Below are 12,217 nucleotides of genomic sequence, written 5' to 3' on the forward strand. Positions count from 1 at the left end.
CCTTATAACGACTCACGTTCAACTAATTGGCAAGGTACGTGTACTGTATTTTGATGATTTCGTTCTTGAATAATATGTAATGTTGCTTCTTTACCTAATTCATAATGAGGTAGTTGAACCGTTGTTAATGGAGGATAAAACAGATCTCCTGTACCAATCATATTGTCATATCCTAAAACAGCAACCTGATCTGGAATACGCAATCCCATAGACAACAAGACTTGATAAGCCAAAAAAGCAATACGGTCATTACCACAAATCAGAATATCAAAATCTGCTTTTTGATGAGTGCAATGCTTTTTCAATATTTCAATCACATCACGATAATGCTCATCACCAAACATCATCGTATATTGGCGTAAATGCGCTAATGGTAGTCCAGCTTCTTGCCAAGCATCTTCAACCGCTTTACGGCGAATAGGCCCCGCAACCGATTCTTCAGGTATATAGAAGCACAAAGGATGACGATATCCCTTTTCAATGACTTTTTTCATTGCATAATATTGCCCATGATAATCATCTGGAATATAAGTTGGAAAAGAGCGTGCCTTATCCAAACAGTTCGCTAACACTAGATTCTTATCATGCAATTTTTCATGCACAGAAATTTCACGTAATCCCATTGTCGTGTAGATGATCCCATCTGGGCGCTGGGCTAAAAGCTGCCAAATAGCATTTTCATAACAATCTTGTGCAGTCAAATTGACCACAAATGAACTCCATCCAAATTCTCTTGCTGTTTGTTCAATAGATAAAATCATTTCAACAGAAAATGGTGTCGTTGCGGTATCAATTGCTAAAACGCCAATTGAGGAAACTTTTGTTCCTTGTCCACGGATTTTTCGTGCAGAATAATCTGGAACATAGTTAAGTTGATCAATAGCACTTTGGACTTGTTTCAGTGTTTCTGGTTTTAATAACTCAGGGTTATTAATCGCTCTTGAGACTGTCATCAAAGAAACGGATGCAAGTCGAGCTACATCTTTCAGTGACGCCATAGTATTGGCTCGATTGGTTTATTAAAAGGAATAGGTATAAATAAAGTGCTATTTTACAAGAAGTAAAGTCAAAAAGCCACAAAGGGAATTTTATTGTAACTAAATATAACTATTAATTTCCTCGCTAATAGACACCTAGATATATTATTTTTTTTACTTATTGAGTGTGTTTAATATAGTTAAAATCACTTACGGTAAAAAACTTAGTTACAATTAATAATAGTTATTCGAACATCCATTATAGAAATAAATTATTCTTATCTTTAAAATACAAATATTGAAACAAAACAAAGTTCTGATATTTTATCTATAATATAATACAGAAGTATTAATCATTTTTAATTTGATATATTCTGAATATGGCTCCGTTACGTGAATGTTACCCTACATAAAAAACTTATAAATTAGTCAAATTTCGTTACTCATTCACTTTTAGTGAACGAGCTGAGTAAAACCAGGAGCAACATATGGAATCAATAATCCACTTAATCACATTTGAAGATGACAGTACAAAAGTTCAACTTAAAGCTGTTCTTTCTTCTTTAGCTGCTAATGTGAAAACCTATTCAAATGAACAGGCTTTCTTGAAATACTATTTTTCTTCAACAAAAGGAGCACATAAAGAGTGCATCATCATTAATACAAAAAGCAGTGCGGCACCATCAATTGCACTGATTAAAGAACTCAACAAATTGAAAAACATCATCCCGGTTATTATTATTTCTGGGGATAGTTCTATTGAGAGTTGTCGTAGTGCATTTAAATCAGGTGCTTTTGAATATTTAACTCGCCCTTTAAATGTAAATGAACTTCTTAATATTGTCTCAGAATCATTCCTTCATTATGAAAGTGAAGTTGAGCAATTCCGAACATATATATCTTTAAAAGATAAGTTTGGTAAGTTATCAAATAGAGAAAAAGAAGTTATGGAAATGATCCTTGAGGGAAATACGAGCAAAGAAGCGGCAGAAAAACTTTCGCTATCACCTCGTACAGTTGAAGTACATCGCTCAAATATGTATACAAAATTGAAAATAAGATCACTACCACAATTAGTACAAGAGTATGATTTCTTTAAGAAATATGACTTAAGAATAAACTAATTCCCTCAAGTGATTTTTATTTATCAATAGGTTGTATTATCTAAAGATATAACGATATGACCTGTTTAATTTTCATTATCTATTATTAATGAGAGAAACCTATACTTCTAAAATATTCTATTTGGGATGATTTGCACCTAATATGGGAATAATTAATACGTTAGACTCCATTCTACGATAGAAGGGGCGGCAACTTATTTTGATGCCACCCTTTCATTATGGTTCGTTTAATTTCGATTTAAAACATTCGTATATTTTATTTTCATAATCGCTATTATTAATCACTATAATGACTATTTTTTATTAACCATGCAATATAAGAATACATGAAGCATTTCATTTGATATAAATCATTTTTTACTTTTTATAAATATGAACATTCTCATTTTAAATTTCCATTTTCTTTTATTCTTATTTTACGATAGAAATTATTAATGATTAAAAAATAATACAAAATGGATCCTGGTCTCTTTTTCTTATGTTCATTTAGAGATTGTTTTTGCGATTTAACTTTCGATTTAAACGAAATTTTATTAATAAGAATATTCTAATTAACGTATTTAAATTGTCGTAAATTTAGTCGTAAAATAAGAAAGAATAATAAGTATTATCCTTTATACTCCCTTTTACTTAAGAAATTTATTCTTTTTATAGTTTAATTAATGTAATACATTATTTATCATTTCTACTCAATAACGCTCCAATAAAGATAATCATTAAATGAACATAGCAAGTAAGTATAATGCACTACCATCAAATAAGTATTAACCCCTAGAAAAGTAAATATTTATTGATACTTATTTATAGTCTTGATTTGAGCATCATAAGATGGGATAAATATTCACTTTTGAAATATAAGATAAACTTATACGTTTATTCTTATTCTCACCTTGACCAAATAGCCTTATGCTATCCCCTCCTAACTCGCTTTTTTACAAAGAAAAATGAATAATCAAGATAAAAATCGCCGTCCTATAAAAGCAAGACAAACAAACTGGGCAACAAAGTCAAGTCGCTATTTACAGCAAAAAGGGGCTACGCCCAACGGTATTTCGGTGTTTAGCATTGTATTTGCATTGCTTGCTGCCCTATCACTCTTTTTTGCCCTTTCTTATTCTCATGGCTTATTACGCTCGTTCTTATTGATCCTTGGTGCTTTAATGATCCAAGGTCGCCTTATTTGTAACTTATTAGATGGCATGGTTGCGGTTGAAGGCGGAATGAAAAGCCCTGTTGGAGCGGTTTATAATGAATTACCAGACAGAATTGCAGATACACTGATCATTTTAGGTATCGGTTATGGTTTATCCAACGACTTTTCAATGGCTATTACTTTAGGTTGGGTAGGTGCTTTTTTTGCAGTAATGACTGCTTATGTTCGTGTGTTAGGTGGGAGTTGTGGATTAGAACAACACTTTACAGGCCCTATGGCTAAACAACACCGAATGGCTTTACTCACTTCAATTGCTGTAATTGCTGCTTTTATTCCTAACCTTTGGGGAGTATGGCTCTTTTTTATCGCATTATGGATTATTATTTTAGGTTCAACGCTAACCACAATTTTCAGAACCCGTCGAATTTTACGGGATTTAGCACAAGGTGTCTGATTAATGAAAAATGGAAAACTTGCTTTAGACGCAAAAGTGGTGTCATCCGTATTAGTCTCTATCTGTCGTTTTCTAACGGGAATTCGGGCCAAACAAACGTCTCCGATAGCGAAAGATACACCTTGTATTTATTACGCTAACCACTCTAGCCATTTAGATGGTTTGGTAATTTGGTCTTGCCTTGCGCCTGATATTCGTCCTTATGTACATCCCGTTGCCGCTGAGGATTACTGGAATAAAAATCGCCTACGTCGTTATTTATCTCGCCGTATTTTTAGGGCAATCCTTATCCCTCGCCATGCTGCTAAAATGAATATTACTGAAGAAAGTCACCTATGCGAAAAAATACTTGAACAATCAACGGACGAAACTGCATCATCAACATCGAATAAAGTAAATGCACTAGCTATCATGCAAGATATTTTAGACCAAGGTGAATCTCTAATTATTTTCCCAGAGGGCACTAGAGGCAATGGCGAATCTATTCAAGATTTTAAAGCGGGGCTTTGGCATCTTTCTCGTAAAAATCCGAATGTTCAATTAGTCCCTATTTATCTTGAAAACTTAAATCGGGTACTCCCTAAAGGCTCTCGCTTAGTTGTTCCCGTTATTTGTAGTGCAATTTTTGGCGCTCCCATAGTGCCTACTCATGAAAATGAAAGTAAACAAGAGTTTCTGATAAGAGCCAAAAGTGCGTTAGAGGAGTTACACAATGGAACGTATTAATAATGAAGTCCTCTGGATATTTATCGGACTCTTCTCTTTCTTAATTGTTGCCAGCATTATTGGCGCTATTCTTGCAGCAATTAAAGGCCCTACATCAACAATTACTAACCTTAACTCAAGGATCAATGCTTGGTGGGTAATGTGCATTATTGCGGGTGTTGCAATCGGTATTGGTGCAATTGGCTCAGTGGTACTGTTTACTATTATTTCATGGCTTGCTCTTCGTGAACTCATTACATTAACCCCAACACATCGAGGCGATCATGAAGCCTTGTTTTGGTGTTTCTTCGTGATCTTGCCTATCCAATACATTCTCGTTGGTGTGCAGTGGTATAATTTAATGGCAGTATTCATTCCTGTTTACGCCTTTTTATTAATCCCAACACGCATGGCACTTTCAGGTGATACCCGTCATTTCTTAGAGCGTATGGCAAAAGTACAATGGAGTGTGATGATAGCCATTTATTGTCTAAGTTATGCGCCTGCACTATTAATGTTACCTATTGAAGGTTTTGAAGGCCGTAATATCAACTTACTGCTCTTTTTAATGATTGTGGTACAAGTTTCTGACGTACTCCAATATGTCTTTGGTAAATTATTTGGCAAACATCCTATCGTGCCTAAATTAAGCCCAAATAAAACAGTCGAAGGATTTTTTGGTGGCATTATTTCTGCCAGCCTGATTGGTATGATGTTGTGGTGGGCAACTCCTTTCTCATGGTGGGCAGCCTTTTTACTCTCTTTAGTCATTACATTGGCGGGTTTTGCCGGTGGTCTATGTATGTCAGCGATAAAAAGAGACAGTGGTGTAAAAGACTTTGGCACAATGATAGAAGGCCATGGTGGCATGATGGATAGAATGGATTCACTCTGTTTTGCGGCCCCTATTTTCTTTCATGTTATTCGCTATTTTTACGTTTAATTTTTACACTATTTAGTCAAAAATAAGCGAATTCAAGACAAACAAACATGCCGATATCCACATTATCGGCATTTTTATATATTCACTTTTATCCGATTACTCATACTAATTTAATATCAGATATTGATTATCAACATAATAATTAAACAATTGTTTTGGTTTTAGACTAAAAGTAAATTTTATTATTTTCATAATAAAATCAAGTTATTAATTAATAACATTCTTAATCAAGAGGTCTGATTTCTGTATTTTTTATTCATTATGATAGCCTAAATGGAAGCTATCTTTTACCCTAACGCCCCTTTTCATTCTGAATATCTATAATTATGATCACTTGGCTACTTCTCGCTGCTTCTTTATTATTTTTAGGTTTTAATCGCATACTTGCACTTATTACACTTGCAGTCACCGCACTTAGCGCATTTATAACAGGCATTATTACATGGCAAGCCTTGCCGATTATCTTTAGTATTCTGTTATTAACGTTTGCTTATTCCCGTTATAAAACACAACCACTGCTTCGGGCAATTATCATTCTTGCTCTTATTATCATTGCTAGTGGCTTAGCCTTTCATCTTATTCCTGGCTTTAACAATTTACGTTACCTTTCACACACCTCTATAGGAGTAAAAAGCGTCCCTTTTACGTTTTATTTCAATGCGGATAAAGCATTGATACCCTTTATTTTTCTCATTTTCATTCCCACCCTTTTTGTCTGTCCTCCATTAAAAAAAGCGAATAAATTACAATGGATAATGTTGATTATCGCTATTCCTGCATTGTTACTTATTGCCGTAAAATTAGGGGGATTAGCCATTGAGCTTCATTTACCACATTGGTTACCTGCATTTATTTTGGCAAATATCTTTTTTGTCTCTCTTGCTGAAGAAGCTTTATTTAGAGGTGTTATTCAACAAACCTTATCACGTTATCTTCCTCCTTATGTTGCACTATTAATTGCGGCCATAATTTTTGGCCTTGCGCATATTGCAGGAGGAATATTGTTAGTTGTTTTCGCTTCGTTGGCAGGGATTATTTATGGTTTGGCTTGGATGTGGAGTGGTCGGCTTTGGGTTTCGACCGCGTTTCATTTTGCGCTTAATTTAACTCATCTACTCTTTTTTACTTACCCATTTAAAATAGCCTGATCTCTTTTTTACCTCTTATTGAAGATTTTTTATCCTGACTTTCACCACCTTTTACTGATATCTTAACTTCATCGGTAAAAGGATGAGTGAAACGTGAAAGCAATCACACAAATGGAATATAGATATTCTTATTTGCGCCCATCATCCGATGAAATTTTTGTTAGTATGCTTTATCGCTTATCTATAAATAATCAAAACTTCATACGGTACACAGTATCAAGCCAATAATAATAACATCCATTAACACGATAAGAAGTTGTCTTACTTTGCAGTATAGACCTTAGAAAAAATAGGTAAGCTTTGCTTTGTTTGCTTTTTTTAGTTCAGCATTATCTGCTGAAATTTTGCCTCTCTTATTACCAGGACAAAAGATATGTTAGACCAAGAAATGATCCGTACTTTTATACAGGTCGCCGATTGCCAAAGTTTTACCAAAGCAGCTGATATGCTTCATAAAACATCCGCAGCCATTAGTTATCGAATTAAAACATTAGAAGAAAATATCGGCACTCAACTTTTTAATCGTACAACCAGAACCGTAACGTTAACCCCGGCTGGTGAATATTTATTAGAAAAATGCCGCCAATGGATTGTATGGTTAGAATCAATGCCGGTGGAACTTCAGCAAATGAATGCAGGTGTCGAACATCAAGTGAATATTGTCATAAATAATCTTCTTTATGATCGCACTGCGGTTGCCAGTATGCTGGCTTGCCTTCATCAACGTTTTCCTTCAACACAATTTCATATTACTCGCCAAGTTTATATGGGTGTTTGGGATGCACTTATTAACGAAGATTATCATTTTGCTATTGGCGTTACGGGGAATGAATCCCTTAAGAATAATATTAACATTTGTGCGATGGGTGAAATTCAATGGCAATTTGTTGTCGCACCTAATCATCCTTTAGCCAATATCAGTGGCGTATTAAGTGATGACCAAATGCGCATGTATTCTGCGGTTAACGTCGAAGATACGTCTCGCCATCTTTCTAAACGCACTGCATGGCGCTTATCGGGTCAGCACGAAATTCGCGTACCTGATTTACACACCAAATTAGCCTGTCATTTAAAAGGCGTCGGTATCGGATTTTTACCATTAAGTTTATGCAAACCTCTTATTGATAGTGGGCAACTAATTGCCAAGGAAGTAAGGAATCGTCGTCATAATTCACCACTTTCTTTAGCGTGGTGTGAAGATAAAAAAGGTGCGGTAGTCAGTTATTTAGTGGAATTATTTAAGCAAAATCATCCCAGCGTGCAATCGTTTTATGATCCTTTAAATTAAAAGGGCAAACCGAAGTTTGCCCTTTTGCTGCTAATTCAGTAACTATCTGAATAGATAATTATGCTTTTGCTTCTTCATTATTATTGTTGCTTTCTTTAATAAAGAGGCTTGCCACAATACCAATACAAATCAGAATAGCGGCAAAGTAGAAACCTGAGTCCATACTTCCTGTTTTATCTGATAAGAAACCCGTTAGTGTTGGCGCAAAAACAGAACCTAACATACCAATACAGTTATAAACACCAAACGATGTACCTAACGCATGACGCGGTGAGTTATCAGCAACTACAGCAACTAATACTGGGTTTGTACTGATTTTACCTACAATACCGTAAAGGATCAGTGCACCAATTAACACAGGCATTGATTCTGACATTGGTACAGCCAAAATAGCGACTAATGACAACGGTAACATGATCAGTAATACAGGTTTACGACGACCAATTTTATCTGAAACCCAGCTAAAAATAAGTGAACCAGGAATAGCAAACCATGGCATTAATGATGCAATAGTTGAAATTTGTGTCCCTGTAATTCCACGTTCAGTTTCTAAATAGTACGGTAACCAAGTAACTAGTACAAAGAAACCATAGATTGAACAGAAGATAGTGACATACGCAAGGTTGATATTGCGATTACCAAATAAATCTTTAAATGTCAGTTTAACTTTCTGTTTTGGTGCTCCAGCTTCTGTCGCAGATTGTGCTTTTGGTTTATCTTTAATGATCCATAACATCACCAAACCAATGATGATAATAGGGACACCAATAATATAGAACGGCGCACGCCAGCTCATTCCCATCTCACCAACAGAAATACTTGAGATGTAATAACCAATAGACAGACCAAATGCCATACCACTATTGATAATCGCACTACCTAGCGTAATACGATGTTTCGGTATCGCTTCTGAAGATAAGCCATACTGAGGGCCATAATAGAAGCCTTGGAAGATCCCCACCATGACCCATGCAAACATAAAGGTCACGTAAGTTGGCATCATCCCCGCAATAATGGTGAATCCACCAAAGAGCACAACCCCAGTTACTAATACTTTTTTCTTACCTAAATAGTCACCAATCATGCCTGATGGAATATTGAGTGCAGTATATCCGATAAAGAAAATACTCATGATAGAACCAAGTTGAGCTTTAGTAAGATCAAACTCAGCACCAATATTTACCATTAATGGGCCGACAATGGCGCGGCTACCATAAAGTGCAATCCAACCAAAGAAGAAGATAATGGTCAGTTTGACCCAATAAGGGACTTTGCCTTTCTCATTCACTTGTGCATCGTTCATAATGACGCTCCTGAAAGAATTTTTATTAAGACTTATAAATTAAAGTGCCAGACTGACCTTCAATAACTTGTTGAATATTTTGTAATGCACCAATATGTGCTTGTTGCCCAGTTGCATTAACAAAATCACTCACCGCCATAATTTTTGGTCCCATTGCGCCATCAGCGACAGCCATTGGTGCAAGTTCTTCTGGTGTTGCTTCACGAATTGCGGCTTGTTCTGGTGTACCCCAATTTTTATAAATAGCATCAGCCTCTGTTAAAATAACAAAGTGTTCTGCATTTAATTCACGAGAAATTAAAGCCGCTGTTAAATCTTTATCAATAACCGCTTCACTACCAATAAATTCATTATTTGTGTTGTTAACTGGAATACCGCCACCACCACCACAAATAACAACATGACCTTTATCTAATAAAAGTCTTACCGCTTCGATATCAATAATCTTTTTCGGTGTTGGTGATGGCACAACACGGCGATAATGTTTACCATCTTGCTTAAATGTCCATTGATACTTCGCAATTAATTCTTCTTTATCAGCTTCATCATAAATAGGGCCAATAAATTTACTTGGGTCGTTAAATGCTTCATCATTAATATCAACAGAAACTCGCGTCATTACCGTTGTAATAGCTTGATCTGGGTTATTTTGATTAATTTTTTGCATCATCATATAACCAATCATACCTTGGCTTTCAGCCACTAGAATATCCAACGGATATGCAGGAACATCTTGATATGCCAGGTTTTGTAGTGCAAGCAATCCAACTTGAGGCCCATTGCCGTGTACTAATACAACACGGTACTCTTTTGCTAATTTATTAATTGTCTCTGACATTAATTCAATATTTTTATATTGATTCTCAGCAGACAAAACTTCTCCGCGTTGCAATAATGCATTTCCGCCTAAAGCAATAACAATTGTTTTCATAATTATCCGTATCCGAATGTTTATATAAATTCTTTTATTAAAGAAATTTAATCAATATGCTGTTGTTGTTTTTTAGTTTGGTAACCAATCCATAATCCCAGTAATGTATCTGCACCGGAATGATGACCAATAGAGAGTATTTCCAACATATCCTTAAAAATAATCTCTTTATTCTTTATTTTTTTACCTAGTTGAATGAGATAGGTAGAAAATATTCCCTGGGTGGCATATTCCAAATAATGCTTACTGACAACGGTGGTCAATTCAGATAAAGGAGGTGTGTTATTAAAAAAATAATTAAGTTTTTTTTCTGGCTCTGCTAAATAATGTGCAAATAACATTCCCACTAGCATATCATCTGAACTTGGCGTTAATCCTGGACCTTTCCCTGTAAAAATGGCCCAGTTAACAGCATTGCCCACTAACTGATTATGAAATAGCTTAATTAATAACTTAATTTCACTGAGTTGCGCGATTTGGCGATAATTTTTTAATGGTCCATATAACCCTGTTGCAATTGAGGGTGAGAGTAGAGAAAAAAAACTTTCTAACCAACGCAAATCTAGTTCCGCTTTATCTTGTAAACGTAAATTTTCACTCTGACCTGCGAGTAGAGTGAGTTTATTTGCAAGTATTGCTTGATGATCTTTTAGACTCATCATGACCGAGGGATGGCACTGTTTAGCAAAATAATCGAAATCATCTTGTTTCAATAACCATCCCATCGGGCTTAATCCTCTCCCTTCGCGATGAAAAGTGATTAAGCGTTGTTGAGGGCAAATGAAATTCAAAGCATGGTCATAAATGCCCACACATTTAATTTCACCTTCAAAATCAGTGATATGCTGGCTGGTTTGAAGTGCTTGAATTTGCATAATGCCCCCTTTATTGCTGTGATTAATCGTTACAAAGCACGATTAAGCGTCGATGCCTAATTCTTCTGCCAATGCAACAATCGCTTTTTCAAAGCAACCTAAAGGTGCGCGTACAGTACCTGCACCAATCTGGCCAACACCCGGCTCTTTATGTGCAATACCCGTGTTAATCAGCGGGGTAATGCCCGTTTCAACAACGCGACGAGCATCTAATCCTAAACATGCACCTTGGAAATCCCAAGTTGGAATTTGCAACATCATGTTACGAGCAAGGTAGATCTCAGCCATTTCTTCAGTCACTTCACGTGCTGCATCCATACCACCTGATGCACCAACAAAGCGTGTTACACCCGGAGCTGCAACCATTGCTGCGCCACCAATACCGAAAGTTTCAGTAATCGCACTGTCACCGATATCTGGATTTGCATCTGCTTGACTAAAACCAGAGAAGAACAGACCTTGTGGTGTATTTACTGGGGCAGTAAACCATTGGTCGCCCATTCCACTGATTTTGATACCAAAGTTGCTACCATTACGGGTCATAACGGTAACGATAGTGCCTTGTTTGATTTGAGCACCTGCATCCATCGCAGCTTTACAGTAAGCCATTGCTAAGTTCAGGAAGAACTGATCTGTAATGCTCAGGAATTTAGTCACTTTTGTGATTTCAGCATCTTCAAAATCTAATGTACTTAATACTGGAGCTAATTGACGCAGTAACAGGGCTGAAGCTGCGATATTACGTTGGTGGAATTCATCACCCATAGTAATTGCCTGCCCCATAATTGCAGTCAGATCGATACCATCTTCAAACGTTGCTATTGCGGCTTTTAATACTGGCGCTAAGCTATTTTGCATCCAATGTAGACGCTCTTGCACATCTGGGCCGTAAGCACCAAAACGCATCACTTTGCCGATGCCTTCGTTCATGTTGCAGTAAGCGTAGTTACCGTGAATGTGGTTTTTAATCACCAACATTGGCATATGAGCAGAAGTAATACCGCCCATTGGGCCTACTGCATTTACGTTGTGGCAAGGAATAAACTCAATTTCACCCGCTTCTAACATCGCTAATGCTTGTTCTTCAGTTTCTGCCCAGCCTTCAAATAAAGAAGCACCGATACATGCACCGCGAACAGGACCACTCATTTCACCCCAAGTTACAGGAGGACCTGCATGAAGTAATTTTTTGCCTGTTTCTAAAGCCGGTACAACTTCTTTTGCTAAGTTAACATCACACCAGTGAGGACGGGCTTCACGGATACGTTCGATAACTGCTTCATTCGCTTGTTCGATAGTTGAATACATATCTGCAA

Annotated in this window: 11 protein-coding genes; 6 read left to right on the top strand and 5 right to left on the bottom strand. The window is 36.4% G+C overall.

Annotated features, from left to right (window positions below; genetic code table 11):
- Positions 1-2 precede the first annotated feature (2 nt).
- A complete protein-coding gene (locus LW139_RS16375) occupies positions 3-998 on the bottom strand; it encodes a LacI family DNA-binding transcriptional regulator (protein WP_227335973.1) in 996 nt (331 codons plus the stop codon).
- 467 nt (positions 999-1,465) lie between these two features.
- On the opposite strand from LW139_RS16375, the gene LW139_RS16380 reads away from it, so the two are divergent.
- The 6 genes from LW139_RS16380 (at position 1,466) to allS (ending at position 7,792) form a co-directional block, all read left to right on the top strand.
- Positions 1,466-2,101, top strand: a complete 636-nt coding sequence (locus LW139_RS16380; RefSeq protein ID WP_109409787.1) for a response regulator transcription factor — start codon at positions 1,466-1,468, stop codon at positions 2,099-2,101.
- Between the two features lie 944 nt (positions 2,102-3,045).
- Positions 3,046-3,708 carry a CDP-alcohol phosphatidyltransferase family protein gene (locus tag LW139_RS16385; RefSeq protein ID WP_227335974.1) on the top strand — a complete coding sequence of 221 codons (663 nt, stop codon included), beginning with the start codon at positions 3,046-3,048 and terminating at the stop codon, positions 3,706-3,708.
- Between the two features lie 3 nt (positions 3,709-3,711).
- Positions 3,712-4,434, top strand: a complete 723-nt coding sequence (locus LW139_RS16390) for a lysophospholipid acyltransferase family protein (RefSeq protein WP_166539778.1) — start codon at positions 3,712-3,714, stop codon at positions 4,432-4,434.
- Positions 4,421-5,356 (top strand): phosphatidate cytidylyltransferase, encoded by a 936-nt coding sequence (locus LW139_RS16395; RefSeq protein WP_166539777.1) that lies wholly within the window; start codon positions 4,421-4,423, stop codon positions 5,354-5,356. Before LW139_RS16390 ends, LW139_RS16395 begins: the two co-directional genes overlap by 14 nt.
- 326 nt (positions 5,357-5,682) lie before the next feature.
- Positions 5,683-6,504 (top strand): CPBP family intramembrane glutamic endopeptidase, encoded by an 822-nt coding sequence (locus tag LW139_RS16400; RefSeq protein ID WP_166539776.1) that lies wholly within the window; start codon positions 5,683-5,685, stop codon positions 6,502-6,504.
- A gap of 373 nt (positions 6,505-6,877) precedes the next feature.
- Positions 6,878-7,792: an HTH-type transcriptional activator AllS gene (gene allS / locus LW139_RS16405; RefSeq protein WP_109409782.1), complete on the top strand. Its 915-nt coding sequence runs from the start codon at positions 6,878-6,880 to the stop codon at positions 7,790-7,792.
- A gap of 58 nt (positions 7,793-7,850) precedes the next feature.
- Here the strand turns inward: allS and LW139_RS16410 are convergent, their stop codons facing one another.
- From LW139_RS16410 to LW139_RS16425, 4 genes are read right to left on the bottom strand one after another with little or no spacing between them, the layout of a single operon-like run.
- The gene (locus LW139_RS16410) at positions 7,851-9,095 is read right to left on the bottom strand and encodes an MFS transporter (RefSeq protein ID WP_072070144.1); all 1,245 of its coding nucleotides are present in this window, start codon (positions 9,093-9,095) and stop codon (positions 7,851-7,853) included.
- Between the two features lie 25 nt (positions 9,096-9,120).
- Positions 9,121-10,026 carry a carbamate kinase gene (locus LW139_RS16415; protein WP_109409780.1) on the bottom strand — a complete coding sequence of 302 codons (906 nt, stop codon included), beginning with the start codon at positions 10,024-10,026 and terminating at the stop codon, positions 9,121-9,123.
- A 47-nt stretch (positions 10,027-10,073) separates the two neighbouring features.
- The gene (locus LW139_RS16420; protein WP_109409779.1) at positions 10,074-10,901 is read right to left on the bottom strand and encodes a DUF2877 domain-containing protein; all 828 of its coding nucleotides are present in this window, start codon (positions 10,899-10,901) and stop codon (positions 10,074-10,076) included.
- A 42-nt stretch (positions 10,902-10,943) separates the two neighbouring features.
- Positions 10,944-12,209: a DUF1116 domain-containing protein gene (locus LW139_RS16425; protein WP_166539775.1), complete on the bottom strand. Its 1,266-nt coding sequence runs from the start codon at positions 12,207-12,209 to the stop codon at positions 10,944-10,946.
- Between the last annotated feature and the right edge of the window lie 8 nt (positions 12,210-12,217).

It is taken from the genome of Proteus vulgaris, from assembly GCF_023100685.1.
Classification (GTDB): domain Bacteria; phylum Pseudomonadota; class Gammaproteobacteria; order Enterobacterales; family Enterobacteriaceae; genus Proteus.